16 protein-coding genes are annotated in these 18,116 nt (G+C 33.1%); 9 read left to right on the forward strand and 7 right to left on the reverse strand.

The window, feature by feature from the left end:
- Position 1 precedes the first annotated feature (1 nt).
- From LS72_RS03095 to LS72_RS03115, 5 genes are all read right to left on the reverse strand, one after another.
- Positions 2 to 1,438, reverse strand: a complete 1,437-nt coding sequence (locus LS72_RS03095) for a leucyl aminopeptidase (protein ID WP_414458057.1) — start codon at positions 1,436 to 1,438, stop codon at positions 2 to 4.
- Complete coding sequence (locus LS72_RS03100; protein WP_034554878.1) at positions 1,417 to 2,007, reverse strand: DedA family protein; 591 nt, start codon at positions 2,005 to 2,007, stop codon at positions 1,417 to 1,419. Before LS72_RS03100 ends, LS72_RS03095 begins: the two co-directional genes overlap by 22 nt.
- Positions 2,008 to 2,074: 67 nt before the next feature.
- Complete coding sequence (locus LS72_RS03105; RefSeq protein WP_034554879.1) at positions 2,075 to 2,431, reverse strand: methionine-R-sulfoxide reductase; 357 nt, start codon at positions 2,429 to 2,431, stop codon at positions 2,075 to 2,077.
- An 11-nt stretch (positions 2,432 to 2,442) separates the two neighbouring features.
- Positions 2,443 to 5,874: a methionine synthase gene (locus LS72_RS03110; RefSeq protein ID WP_034554880.1), complete on the reverse strand. Its 3,432-nt coding sequence runs from the start codon at positions 5,872 to 5,874 to the stop codon at positions 2,443 to 2,445.
- Positions 5,871 to 6,440: a DedA family protein gene (locus LS72_RS03115; RefSeq protein ID WP_034554881.1), complete on the reverse strand. Its 570-nt coding sequence runs from the start codon at positions 6,438 to 6,440 to the stop codon at positions 5,871 to 5,873. Before LS72_RS03115 ends, LS72_RS03110 begins: the two co-directional genes overlap by 4 nt.
- Before the next feature lie 211 nt (positions 6,441 to 6,651).
- On the opposite strand from LS72_RS03115, the gene LS72_RS03120 reads away from it, so the two are divergent.
- Positions 6,652 to 6,867: a hypothetical protein gene (locus LS72_RS03120; RefSeq protein ID WP_034554882.1), complete on the forward strand. Its 216-nt coding sequence runs from the start codon at positions 6,652 to 6,654 to the stop codon at positions 6,865 to 6,867.
- A 15-nt stretch (positions 6,868 to 6,882) separates the two neighbouring features.
- Here LS72_RS03120 and LS72_RS03125 read toward each other — a convergent pair whose 3' ends face one another.
- On the reverse strand, positions 6,883 to 7,089 hold the full coding sequence (locus LS72_RS03125) for a DUF305 domain-containing protein (protein WP_052087409.1): 207 nt from the start codon (positions 7,087 to 7,089) through the stop codon (positions 6,883 to 6,885).
- Between the two features lie 335 nt (positions 7,090 to 7,424).
- On the opposite strand from LS72_RS03125, the gene speA reads away from it, so the two are divergent.
- The 4 genes from speA to LS72_RS03145 all read left to right on the forward strand — a co-directional run bounded on the left by speA (position 7,425) and on the right by LS72_RS03145 (position 14,427).
- A complete protein-coding gene (gene speA / locus LS72_RS03130) occupies positions 7,425 to 9,278 on the forward strand; it encodes an arginine decarboxylase (RefSeq protein WP_138154999.1) in 1,854 nt (617 codons plus the stop codon).
- Positions 9,275 to 9,982 (forward strand): serine O-acetyltransferase, encoded by a 708-nt coding sequence (gene cysE / locus LS72_RS03135; protein ID WP_034555252.1) that lies wholly within the window; start codon positions 9,275 to 9,277, stop codon positions 9,980 to 9,982. Before speA ends, cysE begins: the two co-directional genes overlap by 4 nt.
- A 275-nt stretch (positions 9,983 to 10,257) precedes the next feature.
- Positions 10,258 to 12,183: a transketolase gene (tkt, locus tag LS72_RS03140; RefSeq protein WP_414458058.1), complete on the forward strand. Its 1,926-nt coding sequence runs from the start codon at positions 10,258 to 10,260 to the stop codon at positions 12,181 to 12,183.
- Entirely contained in the window at positions 12,184 to 14,427 is a 2,244-nt protein-coding gene (locus LS72_RS03145) for a PD-(D/E)XK nuclease family protein (RefSeq protein ID WP_034554782.1), read from the forward strand. It abuts the gene before it with no gap.
- On the opposite strand, the gene LS72_RS03150 is transcribed toward LS72_RS03145, so the two are convergent.
- Positions 14,402 to 14,905 carry a DUF4149 domain-containing protein gene (locus tag LS72_RS03150; protein WP_034554781.1) on the reverse strand — a complete coding sequence of 168 codons (504 nt, stop codon included), beginning with the start codon at positions 14,903 to 14,905 and terminating at the stop codon, positions 14,402 to 14,404. The genes LS72_RS03145 and LS72_RS03150 overlap by 26 nt on opposite strands.
- A 53-nt stretch (positions 14,906 to 14,958) precedes the next feature.
- On the opposite strand from LS72_RS03150, the gene LS72_RS03155 reads away from it, so the two are divergent.
- The 4 genes from LS72_RS03155 (at position 14,959) to LS72_RS03170 (ending at position 18,114) form a co-directional block, all read left to right on the forward strand.
- The gene (locus LS72_RS03155) at positions 14,959 to 15,714 is read left to right on the forward strand and encodes a YaaA family protein (RefSeq protein WP_034554780.1); all 756 of its coding nucleotides are present in this window, start codon (positions 14,959 to 14,961) and stop codon (positions 15,712 to 15,714) included.
- Between the two features lie 36 nt (positions 15,715 to 15,750).
- Entirely contained in the window at positions 15,751 to 16,494 is a 744-nt protein-coding gene (gene fabG / locus LS72_RS03160; protein WP_034554779.1) for a 3-oxoacyl-ACP reductase FabG, read from the forward strand.
- 80 nt (positions 16,495 to 16,574) lie between these two features.
- Complete coding sequence (acpP, locus tag LS72_RS03165; RefSeq protein ID WP_034554778.1) at positions 16,575 to 16,808, forward strand: acyl carrier protein; 234 nt, start codon at positions 16,575 to 16,577, stop codon at positions 16,806 to 16,808.
- Between the two features lie 70 nt (positions 16,809 to 16,878).
- Positions 16,879 to 18,114: a beta-ketoacyl-ACP synthase II gene (locus tag LS72_RS03170; protein ID WP_138155003.1), complete on the forward strand. Its 1,236-nt coding sequence runs from the start codon at positions 16,879 to 16,881 to the stop codon at positions 18,112 to 18,114.
- Positions 18,115 to 18,116 lie beyond the last annotated feature (2 nt).

Raw genomic sequence — 18,116 nt, forward strand, 5'->3', positions numbered from 1 at the left:
ATTATGCCTTTTGTTTAACAAATTCTATGCAAGCTCTCACTCCAGCACCGGTTGCACCAAAGGGATTGACCCCCCAAGATTTTTCTACATAAGCAGGTCCAGCAATATCTAAGTGTAACCATTTTTGTAATAAAGATTCTGCGACAAATTCTCCTAAGAACATTCCTGCAGTTATGGCACTTCCATAACGACTTGATGGGATATTACAAAGATCCGCTACTTCAGATTTATAAAGCTTTTTTAAGTAAGGATTAAAAGGAAGAATACCTCCTAATTCTCCAGCACTAGAGGCTATTTTTAAAAAATCCTCTTTGAGTTTTGGGTTATATCCCATAATCCCCATTGTATAATCACCCAAAGCTACAACGCAAGCTCCCGTAAGTGTAGCTAAATCTATCAAAAAGTCAGGCTTTAAATCACTTGCATAGCTAAGACAATCGGCTAATACTAAACGACCCTCTGCATCAGTATTCCTAACTTCAATACTTTTGCCGTTTCGTGCAATTAAAATATCATCGGGTTTATAGGCATTCCCCCCAATCATATTTTCGGTTAATCCTAAAATCCCGTGTATTTCAGCCTCTATCCCAAGTCTTGCTAGGGAATCTACAATGCCAATAACCGCACAAGCTCCACTTTTATCTGCTTTCATTGTTGTCATATAATCGCTAGGTTTTAAGCTTAATCCCCCACAATCATAGGTTAAGCCTTTCCCAACAAATACAAATTTCTTGAGATTAGATTTTTTTGAAGTTTTGGGTTTATAAGTTAAATGCACTAAATAAGGGTTATGGCAACTTGCCTTAGAGACTGCTAAGAAAGCTCCCATTTTTTCCTTTTCTAAAAACTGTGTATTATGCACTTTGCATTCAAATCCGATTTCTTTAGATAGGTTTTTTACAAAATTGACTATATATTCAGGGGTAGCTTCCATAGGTGGAGTATTGATAAGTTCCCTTGTGGTATTGACACTATTAGCAATGATTTGTATTTGTGCTATGAGTGAATCAACGGCTTTTTTATCTAATGTTGGTGCGTGGATATAAACCTCTTTTAGATTGCTTTTGTTTTTTTCATTCTTAAAGGTGTCAAAAGTATAATTGCCAAGCAAGATTCCCTCGCAAATTTCTTTGATTTCTTGCAAACTTTGTGCTTCTAAGCTTATGGATTTAATTTTGAGTTTTTTAAGGCTCATTATAGCTTGTGCTAAGGAATCTCTTAAGGTATTTGGGAAGTCTTGTAGAGATTTGTCAATACCAATAACAAAAGTCTTATTCTCTGGAATAAAGATGTTTCCAATTCCTTCAAATCCTAAAAGGGATAGGGTATCCTTTTGCGTTTTGGTAAGTTGGGAGATTTTCTTATCTTTAATAAAAAGTATTTTTACTTCGCCTTTTTGATGACTATTTGAAATTTTCATTTGGTTTCTCCTAAATATTTTTTTCCAGCTTTTTGTGTAACTCTATGCAGATAATAGTAAATTCCTCCACCTAGCATAATGGCAAAAGGAATAGCAATATAATAATGCTCCTTTCCATATTCTACCAGTTGTAATAGCTCCTCTCCAAAGAAATAAGCTAATAAAATCGTAATAGTTGCCCAAATAATAGCACTAATAAAATTAATAAGGGCAAAAGTTTTTGCACTATAACGTGTAATTCCAATACTCATAGGAATAACAGTTCTCATACCATATAAATAGCGTTGAATAAAAATAATAGGCCAACCATAACGTTGCAAAAGCAGGTGTGCAAGTGCAAATTTTCGTCTTTGGGTTTTTAATTTATTGTAGATTAGAGGTTTATTATAGCGACCAATGTAGAAATAAACTTGATCGCCTACAAATCCGCCAAGTCCTGCTACAAAGATTGCAATAGGTAGGGACATATGTCCTGTATGAGACATAATCCCTGCCATTATAAGACCTAATTCGCCCTCTAATGTGCTCCAAATAAATAAGATAACATAGCCATATTCATGTAGCCATTGTATGAATAACTCTTCCATATTTTCCTTAAAGTTTAATAAAGCTGAATTCTTATTCCCGATTTTAGCAAAATTTCTCTTACAAAAACTAATTTTTTCTGAAATCTAACGAAATTGAATTTACACAATGCCTCGTGTTTTTTGGCGTAAAGCCTTCCCCTTTGAAAATATGTCCTAAATGTCCGCCACATTTTGCGCAAACTATCTCTACCCTCCTGCCATCGGCATCTAATTGTTCTTTGATAGCATTTTGTATGCAGTCATCAAAACTAGGCCAGCCACAGCCTGAATGGAATTTGCTTTCTGAAGAATAAAGCTCATTTCCACATTGTTTGCAGACATAAATACCCTTTTCAAAAAAGTTTTCGTATTTTCCGCTAAAAGGTGCTTCTGTGCCTTTATGTAAAATAACCCTTTGTTCTTCTGTATTGAGTTTGTTAAACATTTTTTATCCTTTTAAATTGAAAAATATTTTGCCTCTTTGTGAGGCACTATTAGGGCTGAAGTTGTAGCCTCTGGAGTCATTTGGTAAGTTTGGGTAAGTGTTATGCCTAATTTTTCTGGTTTTAAGAGATTAAAAAGCCCTTTACTTAAAGCTAAATCGGGACAAGCGGGATAGCCAAAAGAATATCTTTGTCCCTCTTTTATGCCTAATCCTAATTCTCTCCTTACCCTAGCGTGAATAAAATCTGCTAAAGCCTCTGCTAAATCCATCCCTAAAGCGTGGGTGAGATAATATTTGTGGTATTTGGAATCTTTATAAAGCTGATCTTCAAAGGGAGCGAAATTTAGCCCACTTGAGACTAAATGTAAGGCACAAATATCTCCTTGAGGGTTGAAATAATCCCCAAGGCATAAATAAGGTTTTTTGCAAGAGCGGGGAAAAAGAAAGGATTGAAAAGTAGAAAAATCTTTTTCTTGACTTAATTCTAAAATAAGCCCATCTTCTTTTTGTAAAGGCTCTTTGGTGCGGGTATAAAAATATCCATAAAGTACAATGGGTTCAAAAATCTTTTTTTCTAAAAACTCTTCTTTAAGGGATTGTAACATAGGTTCTAATTCTTTTTGCTTAAGGTGTAGGTATTCCTCTTTGGGTAGTTTGTTGTATCCCCATCGGTGCTTAAACAATAAATCTTTGTTTAAAAATCCAAAGACTTCATTAATTTCTTGAAGGTTGAGTTTGAGATTTTTTTCACCAAAAAAGGGAGGAGAATATGTTTGGTATTGGAAAGTTAATTCACATTTTAGAGGTTTTATAACCCTTTCTACTTCTTTACTTTCTTGCTTTTTAGCGAGTCTTTTTTGAAGTTTGGAATCTTTTTTAGCATTTTTTTGGCTAGGTAGAGTTAAATCGCTAAAATTTCTGCTTTGGATAATTTGCATTGCCGCAACACTATCAAAGGCGTCTTTACAATAAAAAATAATACCTTCATAATTAGGGCGACAATATTCATCGACAAAAGCTTGATTTAAAGCTGCTCCACCTAGCATAATGGGGATTTTGATTCCTAGTCTTTTAAGCTCCTCTAAGTTTTCTTTCATAACAAGTGTAGATTTTACAAGTAGCCCACTCATTCCTATGCAATCTACCTTTTGCGTGTTTAGCACTTCTAAGAATTTTTCTAATTCTGCTTTAATACCTATATTAATCACATGAAAACCATTATTACTTAAAATAATATCTACAAGATTCTTTCCTACATCATGCACATCACCTTTAACCGTGCCTATAACAATGGTGGTTTTGTGAGAGCTTGTTTTTTTAGGTAAAAATTCATTGAGATAATCCACGCTTTTTTTCATAACTTCTGCACTTTGCAAGACAAAGGGAAGTTGCATCTCTCCTGCACCAAACTTTTCCCCAACAATTTTCATAGCATCAATAAGAATTTCATTGACAATAATTTCTGGATTAATTTCTTCTTTAGCTTGGGGTAAGAGTTCTAGCATTGCTTTTAAATCCCCACTAATAAGATATTTTGCTATTTTTTCTTGTGTGCTAAGGTGGGAATCATTGTTTTTTGCCCTTACATTGAGATTATTCTTATTTTCAAAGTGTTTAATGAAGTCATAAAGGGGTTGGGAAGTTTTTTGGGTATTAAAAATTAAATTTTCACATATTTCTTTATCTTTTTGTTCTAATTGATTATAGGCTATGAGATGAGAAACATTGACGATAGCAGCACTTAAACCATTTTTTAATGCGTGATGTAAGAAAACAGAGTTTAAACAGATTCTCCCCTCTTTACTTAAACCAAAAGAAATATTAGAAAGCCCAAGGATAGTTCCTGCCTTAGGATAGAGCTTATTAATTTCTAAAATGGCATTGAGTGTTTGAATGCCCGCATCAAAATATTCCTCATCACCACTTCCTATGGTGAAAGTAAGGGGGTCAAAAATAATATCTTCTTCCCTTAAGTTGTGGATAGTAATAGCCCTATCCATCATCCTTTTAGCGCATTCAATCTTGCTTTTAGAATCTTTACACATTCCTTTTTCATCAATTGTTAAGCAGACTAATGCAGAGCCAAATTTCTTAGCTAATTGTGCGATGGTATCAAATTTTTCTATCCCATCTTCTAAGTTAGCAGAATTAATAATACATCTCCCACCAATGAGTTTTAAAGCGGTTTCTAAAGCTTTAATCTGTGTGGAATCTGGCATTAGGGGTAGAGGGATTTTGGTGCAATATCGGCTAATAAGCTCTTGCATATCTTTACTCTCATCTCTTCCAGCAAAAGCGACGCTTACATCAAGGCAATGAGCCCCACTTCTTACTTGCTCTGTCCCTACACTTAAAGCCATCTCATAGCTCTCTTTTAAAAGAATTTCTCTAAAAGCCTTAGAGCCTGTTGCATTGGAACGTTCTCCAATGAGCAGGGGAGATGGAGTTTGTTTAAGAGGGTAGGTATTAAAAAGTGAGGTAATGCTTGGTTGGTAATTGGCTTTAGGTGGAAGAGGGGTTTTGCCTCTAGTCTTTTCCGCTAAAAGTCTTATGTGTTTAGGAGTAGTTCCACAACATCCCCCTAGTAAAGATACTCCATTAATATTTAAAAAATCTTTTTGAATCTCACTAAATTCCTCTGCCTCCATTGGATAATAAGTAATTCCCCCTCTGTTTTGGGGCAAACCAGCATTGGTGTGGATAGAAATAGGAAACTTAGAAACCTGACTAAGGGCTAATAAATGTTTTTTAGCTAAATCAGGACCCAAACCGCAATTAATCCCTAAAGATAATATATCAAAGGGTTCTAAAATAGAAAAGAGTGTTACAATATCTGTTCCTATTAACATAGCACCATTGGTTTCAATAGTGGCTGAAACCATAATAGGAATCTCTTTTGCGATATTTTGACAAGCATTGATAGCTGCTTTAATTTGAAGGGGATCTTGTGCAGTTTCTAGGAGAATAATATCAGCTTTTGCTTCTTTAAATCCTTGCACACATTCACAATAACCCAAAAACATCTCATCATAAGTAATATGCCCTAAGCTAGGGAGTTTAGTCCCAGGACCCAAGGAAGCAGCTATAAAAAGTGCATTTTTTTGATGAGGTAATGTTGTATGGGTAGAGATACATTCTTTAGCTAGTTGGACTCCTAATTTTGCTATCTCTTTAGCCCTATCCTCTAGTCCATACTCTGCTAAAACCCAAGGCATAACTCCAAAAGTGTTTGTCTTTAGGATATTTGCACCTGCTTGCAAATAACTTGTATGGATTTCTTGAATAATAGAGGGAGCATAAAGGTTTAAGGCTTCGCTGCATCCATTGAGGCTTTCTCCTTTGGTATTTACCCCCCAAGTAGATATAGATTTTTTTTGTATTTCTGTCCCCATTGCTCCATCAAGAATAAGGACTTGATTTTTCATACATTCGTTTAGATTCATTGTTGTCCCCATTTTTTACTTACTTTACTAAGCCATAGCCATAAGCCCCCAAATAAGAGGATTATAAATAAAGGTGCAATATAAGGATAATTAGAGAGAGTATCAAAGGTTTTAATGAGAATTTCTCCTAAGAAATATCCACAAACTCCGATACTAACACTCCAAATTATGGAACCTATGGCATTATAAAATATAAATTTCGCTAAAGGATAATTGGTTAGAGCTACTCCTAGTGGAACGAGGGTTTTAAGTCCATAAATATATTTTTTAATGATTAAAATCCACGAGCCATATTTTTTCATTAACAAATGCACTAAAGCAAGTTTTCTGCGGTGTTTTGCAAAATAGGGCATAATGCTTTGTTTTTGATAACGTGCAAGATAAAAAAGTGCAATATCTCCTAAAAAGTTTGCTATACTTGCTATGATTAAAGTTAATGTTAAATCCATCTTGTCTGCATAACTTAATACGCTTGCACCTACTAAGGCAACAAAACCACCCCCTAAGGAGTATAAAAATAAGAGGATATAGCCATATTGTGCGATTAAATCAATAGTTTCTTGCATTAATATTCCTTAAATAGTATTTAGATTTGTAAAATTTTTTTAGTATAGCAAAGGCTTGATAAAAAATAAAAATTAAGCCTTAAAATTTTATGATTTAATCCTTAGAAGCTTGCTATTCTTTATGCCTTATAGTCTTTAATAAAATAATATTGTTTTAAGGAGTTTTGAGATACAAATAGATTCTAAAATTTTTAAGAATAAGGAAGTAATTATGAATGTAAGTAGTGTGGGTTCTTATGGTGCTTATAATGATTATAGTTCAACCAATCAAGATAGTAATACTTTAAATACGCAGAAATCAGAAAATACACGACAAGCTAGAGACGATGCAAATAATCGTTCAATGGATACACAAAATGCTCAAAATGGGGTAGGAAATAATGAACGTAATTCTAATACACAAGAGGGGTTTAATATTACTGCTTAGATAAGGAATAGGAATTTATTCCATTCCTTTTAAAAGTTTTTGCATTTTTGCTATTTCTCTATTTTGTTCTTTAATAATATCCCTAGCAATTTTTATAATGTCTACATCTTTAGTGATTTTTAAAATCTGCTCTGAGGCTACAACTGCACCTTGATGATGAGGTATCATATTAGCTAAAAAGTCTTTATTGACATTTCCGCTCTTTATAGGGTCATTTTCCATCAATAGGTTTATGCATAGAAGCTATAATATTTGTTGCAATATTATGTGTATTATGGGACATTTCCACAGATGAATGGGAATGATTATGTGGATGTGCTAGAGAAAAGCTAGATAAAGTAGCTATCAAAATAAATGAAGTAAGTAGTAGTTTTCATTTATGTATCCTTGAGAGAAATTTTTATTAATATTTTGGCATTTTTGCGTTTCAAAAAAATGTGTTTTTAGATGATAGTAAAATAAAGTTAAACAACAATTAAACAATATTTAAAGATGAAATTAATAACCTTTAGGAATTATGTTACAATATTTCCATATTTTGAATTTGAGGTATAGTTATGGTTGATTATGGTATTCAATATTGGGCAAATGATGATTTTTTTATTGAAGATGGTCGTGTTAAAGTGAATTATAAAAATAGTCCTGCACTTATTGAAATTGTAAAGAAGGCTAGAGAGGATGGATATAGGGGTCCTTTGCTTATCCGCTTTCCCCATTTGATAAAAAAACAAATCGAAAAGATTTTTCAGAGTTTTGAAGATTCTATTAAAGAAAATCATTACAAAGGGGAGTTTAAGGCTGTATTCCCTATTAAAGTTAATCATTATCCTAATTTTATTTTACCCTTAATGGAATTAACGCAAAAACGTTGCTATGGGTTAGAAGCTGGAAGTAAATCAGAGCTTATTATTGCTATGGCATATACTAATGCTAATGCTCCTATTACGGTTAATGGATTTAAGGATAAAGAAATGATTTCTTTAGGTTTTATTGCTGCAAAAATGGGACACGATATTACCTTAACCATTGAGGGATTAAATGAGCTTGAAACCATTATTGAAGTAGCAAAGACTATGGGGAAGCCTTACCCAAAGATTGGATTGAGAATAAGACTTCATAGCACAGGGGCTGGAGCTTGGGCGAAAAGCGGAGGATTCCATTCTAAATTTGGTTTGAGTGCAACAGAACTTGTAGAAGCTATTGATTTGCTTAAAAAAAATCATCTTTTAGAACAATTTATGATGATTCATTTCCATATTGGGAGCCAAATTAGCGATATTTCACCTTTAAAGAAAGCTTTAAGGGAGTCTGGGAATATTTATGCAGAATTGCGAAAAATGGGGGCTAAGAATCTAAGATATGTGAATATTGGCGGAGGATTAGCTGTAGAATATACACAATATGAAAATCACCAAAACCGCAACTATACTTTAGCAGAATTTAGCGGTGATGTTGTTTTCACACTTAAAGAAATCGCTAAAAACAAAAAAGAGCCCGAGCCGGATATTTTCATCGAATCTGGACGCTATGTTTGTGCTAATCACGCAGTGCTTATTAGTCCTGTTTTAGAGCTTTTTTCACAAGAATATGATGAAAAAGCTTTGCGTTTAAAAGAGAAAAATCCTCCCTTAATTGAAGAGCTTTATGATTTATACAATAGTATTGTAGAAAAAACTGCCATTGAATATTTGCACGATAGTTTAGAGCATATGGAATCTCTTTTAACACTTTTTGATTTGGGTTATATTGATTTGCAAGATAGGAGTAATACAGAGGTTTTAGTGCATTTAATTATTAAAAAGGTGATTAAAATTTTAAAGTATAAAAATCATCGTGATATTATTAGGATTCAAGAACAAGTACAAGAGAGGTATTTGTTAAATTGTAGTTTTTTTCAGAGCTTACCAGATTATTGGGGCTTAGGACAAAACTTCCCTGTTATTCCACTTGATAAACTTAATAAGCGACCTACAAGAAGTGCAAGTTTATGGGATATTACCTGTGATAGTGATGGAGAGATTGCATTTAATAAAAACACTCCTTTGTTCTTACACGATATTGATGTGAATAAAGAGGAATATTTTTTAGGATTTTTCTTAGTTGGGGCTTATCAAGAAGTGCTTGGAATGCGACATAATCTTTTTACGCACCCAACAGAATTAAGTGTGGTTTTTGATGAAAAAGGAGAATATAGCATTGAAAATCTCTTAGAAGCACAAACGATTTTAGATGTATTAGATGATTTAGATTATGATACCAAAGAAATTGAGAGACGATTAAAGCAAAAGCTTGAAGAAAGTGAAGAGATACCTGATGATTCCAAAAAAGAAGTTTTAGGGCAACTTTATGTAATGCTTAGTGAGAATGGATATTTACGGACTGTTTTTAAGGGTGAGGGGGCTATATTATGAATTATGCTACGACTTTATGGGGGACAATTAAAGAGGACTTTAAAGTAATATTAGAAAAAGATCCTGCTATTAATTCTAAAATAGAATTATTTTTTAATTATCCTGGATTAATAGCTTTAGTCCATTATCGTTTTGCGCATAGTCTTTATAATAAAGGTTTTAAAGTCTTAGCAAGGGTTATAATGGGAATTACACAATGGCTTACTAATGTTGATATTCATCCAGCTTGTAAGATAGGGCATAGAGTGTTTATTGATCATGGTATTGGGGTAGTGATTGGAGAGACTGCTGAAATTGGTAATGAAGTAACGATTTATCAAGGGGTGAGTTTGGGTGGTGTGAGTTTAGAGAAAGTCAAGAGACACCCAACTATTGAAGATTCTGTGATTATTGGAGCAGGTGCAAAAGTGCTTGGGAATATTGTTGTTGGGGCTAATTCTAAAATTGGTGCAAATTCTGTCGTTATCCGATCTGTTGCTCCAAACTCTACGGCTGTTGGGATTCCAGCTAAGGCAGTGATTAAAGGGAATAGTGATGATTTAAATAAAATACCTGATATTAGTTATCAGCTTTTTTGCTATATTTATAAACGTTTAGAAATATTACAAAAAGATTCCCAATTAAGCCAAGAAACATTAGAAGAAATCAATGATTTAAACAAAGTTTATAAAGAATTCTTGAAGATAATTCAGCAATTTTCTTAAATTTTTAAGTGATAGTTAGGTTTTATAGATTAAGTGTTGTTATTGTAAAATCCATTTTTTCAAATTTTGTAATAGGGACTTATTAGCTTTAAAGTAGGGCATAAGTAGAGAATTAAATTTAGTGCTTAATAAAAGTAGATTATAAGAAAACTTGTTTTTTAATGAATAATAAGGTGGTTATTGCAAAGTTTTTAAAAGATATAAGATTTTTGCGAAAATGAGACTTTAAAAGCAAAATTTCAAAACTTGTTACTAAAGGTTCAAGATGAGGGGAGATAATGTTAGATAAAAATGAGATTAATGAATATCAGTTAATGGCAAATACTTTAAGATTCCTTTGTGCTGATATGGTGCAAGAAGCCAATAGTGGGCATCCGGGTGCTCCTATGGGATTAGCAGATATTGCTGTTACTTTAGGTTATCATCTGCGATTAAGCCCTAAGAATCCTTTATGGATTAATCGTGATAGAGTAGTTTTTAGTGGAGGGCATATAAGTGCTTTAATTTATAGTTTATTACACTTATGGGGGTTTGATGTAAGTTTAGAGGATTTAAAGAGTTTTAGAAAAATAGGCTCTAAAACCCCCGGTCATCCAGAATATAAACATACACAAGGAATTGACATTACTACAGGTCCTCTAGGACAGGGTATTGCTAATGCAGTGGGCTTTGCTATGGCGGGGAAATTAGCGAGTTTTTTATTAGATGATAAGCTTATTTCTCATAAGGTTTATTGTTTATGTGGTGATGGGGATTTACAAGAGGGTATTTCGTATGAGGCTGCCTCCTTAGCGGGATTGCATCAATTAAATAATTTGATTGTTATTTATGATAGTAATAATATTACGATTGAAGGGGATTGCAAGATAGCTTTTAATGAGGATATTAAAATGCGTTTTGCCGCTCAAGGTTGGGAAGTATTTGAAATTGATGGGCATAATTTTTTAGCCATTGATTTAGCCTTAAATAATGCAAAGTTAAGTGATAAGCCTTCTTTAATTATCGCTAAAACACAAATAGCCAAAGGTTCCATTAATCTTTGTGGCTCTCATAAAGCTCACGGAGCACCCTTAGGTGAAGCAGAGATAGAAGAATCCAAAAAAGCCTTAGGATTTAACCCTAAAGAGAAGTTTTTTATCCCTCCTTCTTGTGCTATTCGCTTTAGAAATACTCAAGAATTAGGGGAATTAGCTAATAAACAATGGCAGGAGATTTATGCTAACCATCCTAAAAAAGATTTGTTACAGAGGCTATTAAACCCAGATTTTAACGCTATTATTTACCCAACATTTAAAGAAGGGGGAAGTATTGCAACGCGTTCTAGCAATGGAGAGATTTTAAATGCTATTGCGAAGTCATTAGAAGGGTTTATTGGGGGGAGTGCGGATTTAGCACCTTCTAATAATACAGAATTAAAGGGTATGGGTGATTTCCCTAAAGGACGTAATTTTCATTTTGGCATTAGGGAGCATTGTATGGGGGCTATTTGTAATGGTTTAGCTAATTATGGGATTTTTTTACCCTTTAGTGCAACCTTTTTTGTTTTTAGTGATTATTTAGTCCCTAGTGTGCGGATAGCGGCTCTTATGAATAGTAAAGTATTTTATATTTGGACACACGATAGCATAGGCGTAGGAGAGGATGGTGCAACCCATCAACCCATCGAGCAATTAAGCCATTTTAGGGCTATGCCAAATTTAAAGGTTTTTCGTCCTGCAGATGCTAATGAAAATATCGCAGCTTGGCAATGTGCTTTTGAAATTGAGGGTCCCTGTGCTTTTGTGCTAAGCCGACAGAATCTTAGGACTTTAGAAAAAGTCCATAAAGAGGAGGTTAAAAAGGGTGCGTATGTAAAACAAAAATCTACAAAACCTCTTAGAGTTACCCTTTTAGCAAGTGGTAGTGAAGTAAGCTTAGCCTTAGAATGTGCTTTAAGATTAGAGGAAGAAAATATAGGAGTTCAAGTCGTAAGTGTGCCTTGTTTGGATTTGTTTTTGGAGCAAGATAAAAGCTATCAAGATTTTTTATTGCAAGGTAAAGTGGTTGTGCTTGAAGCTAGTCGAGGTTTAGAATGGGGGGCTTTTGCCGATGAGATGATTGGCATAGATAGGTTTGGGGCTAGTGGTAAAGGGGAGGAGCTTTTTGCGTATTTTGGATTGAGTGTAGAAAATGTTGTAAAAATTATTAAAGGGATTTTATAAGTGAGTCTTCAAACCCTTTATTTGTTTTCTACTTCAAGGGCTATTAAATTTTTCTATCAAAATCATCAAGGTTTTTTGCCTAGCACCCAGAGTATTGGGGAGTTTTTGGAATTTATTTTAAGGGTTGAAAATAAAGTTAAGATTCCAGATTTTTTACGCCTTATTTATCTCTATGAAGCCATTAGAGAGAATCAAACTAAGAGTTTTGGAGAGTTTGCAAAGAATTTTTCACAATTTCTTTTAAATTCTAGTTTTTTTTTGAAGTTTTATGATGAGCTATGTGCAGAGTGTATAGTATTAGAACAGCTAGAGAAACTTGATATTTATGCCTTTTATGATGATCACTTGAAAGTATTAAAAGCTATTTTTAAAACCTATAAGCAAAAGTTAGATTCTAATGGATTTTTTGATAAATATTTTTTAGAGGATTTTAAAATTACTTTTGATCTTTTAAAAAATTATCATCAAATTGAAATTGCTTTAGATGGGTTTTTAAGTCGATTTGAAATGTTGGTTTTTGAGGAGATTTCTTTTTATAAGCCTGTTTTTTTTAAGCTTGATATTCAAGTTTTTAATCAAAAGTATTATGAAAATCTTTTTAATCTCTCTTTAGATTTTGGTGAAGTTATGGTGAAATTAGAATCTCAAAAAATAGAAAAAGTTTTTTTTAAAAAAAATAGTGATGATAAAGCAGGGGCGATTCATATTTTACAAACCCCAGATAGAATTACCCAAGTTGGGGCTAGTTTTATGCAAATTGATAAATGGTTAGCTAAGGGTATTACACCAGAGGAAATTTGTGTGATTTTACCCAATGAGGATTTTATTAAATATCTTCAGCTTTTTGATAAAGCAAGGAATTTTAATTTTGCAATGGGTAAAAAAATAACAGAAACTTCCCTGTTTAAGCTTTTATTAGAATCTTTAGAAAAATTTAAAGACTTAGAATCTTTAGAGACTTTTTTGGCAGAATTTAAAGAAGAAACCCAAGAAGATAAAAAAGTTAAAACAAGATTTTACGAAGTTTTAGAGAAATTTTATTGTGGGCTAAAATATCTCCATCATTTATCCCCAAAAGATCAAATAGTGGCTTTTCTTTTTATGTTAGAGCAAGAAAGTTTGGATGATGTGGGGGGAGGTAGAATTAGTGTAATGGGGATTTTAGAGACAAGGGGAATAAGGTTTAATTATGTTTTAATTCCAGAATTTATAGAGGAAAATGTTCCCGCTTTAAGCCATAAAGATATTTTTTTAAATACTACAATACGGCAAAAAGTTGGGTTACCTACTAGGGTAGATAGGGAGAATTTACAAAAATATTATTATTCGCAGCTTTTTAAAAGATCTAAAGAGGTATGGATTTTAACTCTTGATAACCAAGAGGATAAGCCCTCAAGGTTTTTATTAGATGAGAGGGTATTTTCGCAAAAACAAGTCTTAGAGGGTAATGTTTTAGCATTTGGGCAATATTTTTTGCGTGGGAGGGCGTTAAATTATCAAGAAGTGGAGATTATAGAGCCTTTAGAGCTTGAATTTAGTCCAACTAGTCTGGAGTGTTTCTTAACTTGTAAAAGGAAGTATTATTATCGCTACATACAAGGATTCAAAGAGAGAAAAGAGACTTTTAATATAGGAAGCAAAGTTCATAAGGCTTTGCAGGAGGGCTTTAGTGAGTTTTTAGAAAAAAGGGATTTTCAGCAAGTTATTCAAAAAACTTATGAAAGTTTAGAAATTTCTTTAAATCAACAAGAAAAATTTTTAAGCCAATTAGCTAAAAAATATTTAGAAGTCTTTTTCAAAAAAGAGGAAAAAAGATTGCAAGAAGGGTGGATACCTTTAGCCCTTGAGAGGGAGTTTTCTATGAAATTTTGTGGCATTCCTTTTTATGGGAAGATAGATAGGATTGATAAAAGGGGTGAAGAAATTTTGATTTTAGATTATAAATATAAAAAAGAAATACAATGCGACACCCTCAAAAATTATGAAAAATCTAAAGATTTTCAACTTGCTATTTATGCTTTAGCGGTCAAAGAGTTTGGTTTAGGAGAATCTATTGAAGCTGCTTTTTATAGTATTTGCCAATCACAAATTGTTTATGAGGAAGTATTAGTGCAAAAGCAAGAATATTTATCCAAGTATTTAGCAGAGATTAAATCTAAGGCAAAAGCCATTTCTTTTGAGCTTACTTCCAAAAGGGAAGTTTGTAGAAATTGTGTGTTTATTTATCTTTGCAACCGCTATTAATAATTCTTAAAAGGCGATAAATAAAGAGTATAAATAAACTTGCCATAAGGACTTTAAAGACTAAAACAGATTGATGATGCATAGTGGCAAAAGTTTCACTATAAAAAGATTCTTCCCCTAAACTTTGTGCTTCTACGATAAAGGGGGTGTAATAGAGGGTAAAAAGAAAAATCAAAATAACATTAATAAGTCCCAATAAAGGGGTAACTTTTTTTCTACAGACACTTAAAGTAAAGATTTCATAAATGAGGATATAGAGGGCTAAAATATTCAAGAGAACGTTAAGTTTTATGAAAATAGAAGTCATTAGGACTCCTGATTGAAATGTTGTGATTTCTAAATTTTTAACAATTTCTGCAGCACGAAAAATAGAAGAGGTTGCAAAAGCTCCACTTGCTAAAGCTGCTCCTAGAGAGACAGCAATAAGCAATAAATAGAGGGTTAAAAAGTAGGGGCGGAGTTTAAATAAATGTTGCATAACTTAAGCCTTTAATGATAGAATTTGCCAAAATTATAGCATAAGGGTGCAAAATGTGGATTTTATTCTCACCTAGTGAAAAGAAAAGAACTTCCCATTCACAAGAAATACAAAGCAAAAAAGGGTTTTATAAGGATTTTTTAACCCCCAATTTAAAAGAAGTTTTAGATTCTTATCATGCTTTTTTAACAAGTGCAAGCGATGAAGAATTAAAGAGACTCTTAGGAGTTAAGAAGCTTAATATAGATGAAATAGCTTTATTGCAAAATATCTTTAAAACTCCGCTGTTGAAGGCTATTTTGCGTTATGATGGCGTAGCTTTTAGAGCCCTTGATTATGAAAATTTGCCTTTAAACTCTCAAGAATATATTGATAGGCAAGTTTTAATCTTTTCTAATCTTTTTGGTTTGTTGAGGGCTAATTGTTGTATTCCTTATTATGATGTAAAACAAGGGATCGGATTTTTGGAATTTGAGAGTAAAAAGTTTTATGCTAGTTATAAAGAAAAATATTTCCAATTTTTAGATAAAGAAAAAGAGATTTTAGATTTAAGGGCAGGATTTTATCAACAATGCCTCCCAATACCTCCTAAATTTTTAGTCTATGAGCCTATTTTTATAAAAAACCAAAAAAAGGTCAGCCATTATGCGAAATATTATCGGGGTATTTTGTTAAAAGAATGTGCAAATAAGAATGTAAAAACCCTAAGTGAGTTAGAAAATTTGCTAATTGAGGGATTGAAGATTCTTGATATAAAGAGGGATATAACTACTTCTAAAGTCTTTATTTATTATGAAGTAACCCCTTAATTTAGGTATAATACACCTTTATTTTTAAGGATTATTATGAAGTTTTATGGTAAAAATGTTTTAATTACGGGTTCTAGTAAAGGGATTGGGGCTGATATTGCAAGATTGCTTGCACAAATGGGATTAAAAGTATGGATTAATTATCGCTCTAAACCCGAAGTTGCAGATAGTCTAAAAAATTCAATTGAAAAACAAGGTGGCAAAGCAGCTGTTATTTGCTTTGATGCTACTAATGAAGCACAATTTATAGAGGCTTTAGCACTTATTGCTAATAGTGATGGGGAGTTAGGTTATTTAGTTAATAATGCAGGTATTACTAATGATAAGCTTTCAATGCGTATGAAAGTAGAGGAATTTAATGCTGTATTAGATGCTAATTTACTCTCTTGTTTTATTGGTTGTAAAGAGGCACTTAAAATTATGCGTAAGCAGGGCTATGGCAGTGTTGTTAATATTGCTTCTATTATCGGTGAGATTGGGAATATAGGGCAATGTAATTATGCAGCAAGTAAGGGTGGTATGATAGCTATGACAAAATCTTTTGCCAAAGAAGGTGGTAGCAAAAAAATTCGCTTTAATTGTGTTACTCCGGGATTTATTCAAAGTGATATGACAAATAAACTTAAAGAAGAGATACAACAATCTTATATTGCTAATATTCCCTTGGGATGTTTTGGAAGCGGAGAGGAAGTAGCAGGAGCGGTTGCATTTTTGCTTTCTGATTATGCAAATTATATTACAGGAGAAGTTTTAAAGGTTAATGGTGGGTTGTATATGTAGAAATTTGAAGTTTTTTAAGAAAAACTTAGCTACAATACATTCTTTATTTTAAATATTGAAAAAATTAAGGAGAATGCTATATGGCAATATTTGATGATGTAAAAGCTGTGGTAGTAGAACAATTAAACGTAAATGAAGGTGAGGTTAAATCAGAATCTAAATTTGTTGATGATTTAGGAGCTGATTCTTTAGATGTTGTTGAATTGGTAATGGCATTAGAAGAGAAGTTTGAGATTGAAATTCCTGATGAAGATGCGGAGAATATTGCAACAGTAGGCGATGTGGTGGCTTATATTGAAAAGATAAAATCTTAAATTATATTTAAATAGTATGTCTTTTGGCATACTATAAAAAGTATTTTATTAAAGTTTTTAAGGGAGAGGTATGAGACGCGTTGTAGTTACAGGTATCGGAATGATTAATGCTTTAGGGTTAAATAGAGAGGATTCTTTTGAAGCTATTGTTGAGGGAAAATGTGGAATTAAAACAATCTCCTCTTTTGATATTTCTGAATTTCCTGTGAAAATTGCTGCAGAAATTACTAATTTTGATCCCGTTAGTGTAATGGATGCTAAAGAAGTAAAAAAGGCTGATAGGTTTATTCAGCTTGGGATTAAGGCTGCTAAAGAAGCTATGGAAGATAGTGAATTTTTTGATTCACAAGGGGGTTTAGCTAGTAGTATTGATAGAGAACGTTTTGGCATATCTTCTGCTTCGGGTATTGGTGGTTTAGGAAATATTGAAAAAAATTCTGTGATTAATTTTGATAAAGGACCTAAAAGAATTTCCCCTTTTTTTATCCCTTCTGCATTAGTAAATATGTTGGGTGGATTTATTTCTATTGATTTTTCACTTAAAGGTCCAAACTTGGCAAGTGTTACGGCTTGTGCAGCCGGGACACACGGCATTATTGAAGCGGCAAAAACAATTATGCTAAATCAAGCCGATAGAATGTTGGTAGTTGCAGCGGAATCTGCTATTTGTGGTGTTGGCATTGGTGGGTTTGCTGCTATGAAAGCGCTTTGTGATAGGAATGATGAGCCACAATTTGCTTCTTGTCCATTTGATGCTAAAAGAAGTGGTTTTGTTATGGGAGAGGGTGCGGCTGCCTTAGTTTTAGAAGAATATGAGATGGCAAGGGCAAGAGGAGCTAAGATTTATGCAGAATTAATTGGTTTTGGTGAGAGTGGTGATGCTAATCATATCACAGCTCCAGCTCCAGAGGGAGAGGGTGCTTACCGAGCTATGCGTAATGCTCTAAAAATGGCAAATGCTAAGATAGATTATATTAATGCTCATGGAACTAGCACAAAATATAATGACTTATACGAGACTTTAGCACTTAAGAAAGCTTTCAATGGTGATGTTCCTCTTGTAAGTTCTACAAAAGGTCAAATAGGGCATTGCTTAGGGGCAGCAGGTGGTATAGAGGCCGTTATTTCCATTATGGCTATGCAAAAGGGTATTTTGCCGCCAACAATTAATCAATTACAAAAAGATCCAGAATGTGATTTGGATTATATACCTAATATAGCTAGGGAAGCTAATATTAATACTATTATGAGCAATTCCTTTGGTTTTGGCGGAACTAATGGGGTTGTTATTTTTAAGAAGGTGTAAGT

It is taken from the genome of Helicobacter apodemus (genome assembly GCF_000765745.2).
GTDB lineage: Bacteria > Campylobacterota > Campylobacteria > Campylobacterales > Helicobacteraceae > Helicobacter_D > Helicobacter_D apodemus.

Bases quoted from the DNA above. Each gene is read 5' to 3' on its own strand.
- LS72_RS03100 (WP_034554878.1), bottom strand. From the start codon at position 2,007: ATGGAAGAGTTATTCATACAATGGCTACATGAATATGGCTATGTTATC.
- LS72_RS03105 (WP_034554879.1), bottom strand. From the start codon at position 2,431: ATGTTTAACAAACTCAATACAGAAGAACAAAGGGTTATTTTACATAAA.
- LS72_RS03110 (WP_034554880.1), bottom strand. From the start codon at position 5,874: ATGAATCTAAACGAATGTATGAAAAATCAAGTCCTTATTCTTGATGGA.
- LS72_RS03115 (WP_034554881.1), bottom strand. From the start codon at position 6,440: ATGCAAGAAACTATTGATTTAATCGCACAATATGGCTATATCCTCTTA.
- LS72_RS03120 (WP_034554882.1), top strand. From the start codon at position 6,652: ATGAATGTAAGTAGTGTGGGTTCTTATGGTGCTTATAATGATTATAGT.
- LS72_RS03125 (WP_052087409.1), bottom strand. From the start codon at position 7,089: ATGGAAAATGACCCTATAAAGAGCGGAAATGTCAATAAAGACTTTTTA.
- speA (WP_138154999.1), top strand. From the start codon at position 7,425: ATGGTTGATTATGGTATTCAATATTGGGCAAATGATGATTTTTTTATT.
- cysE (WP_034555252.1), top strand. From the start codon at position 9,275: ATGAATTATGCTACGACTTTATGGGGGACAATTAAAGAGGACTTTAAA.
- LS72_RS03150 (WP_034554781.1), bottom strand. From the start codon at position 14,905: ATGCAACATTTATTTAAACTCCGCCCCTACTTTTTAACCCTCTATTTA.
- LS72_RS03155 (WP_034554780.1), top strand. From the start codon at position 14,959: ATGTGGATTTTATTCTCACCTAGTGAAAAGAAAAGAACTTCCCATTCA.
- fabG (WP_034554779.1), top strand. From the start codon at position 15,751: ATGAAGTTTTATGGTAAAAATGTTTTAATTACGGGTTCTAGTAAAGGG.
- acpP (WP_034554778.1), top strand. From the start codon at position 16,575: ATGGCAATATTTGATGATGTAAAAGCTGTGGTAGTAGAACAATTAAAC.
- LS72_RS03170 (WP_138155003.1), top strand. From the start codon at position 16,879: ATGAGACGCGTTGTAGTTACAGGTATCGGAATGATTAATGCTTTAGGG.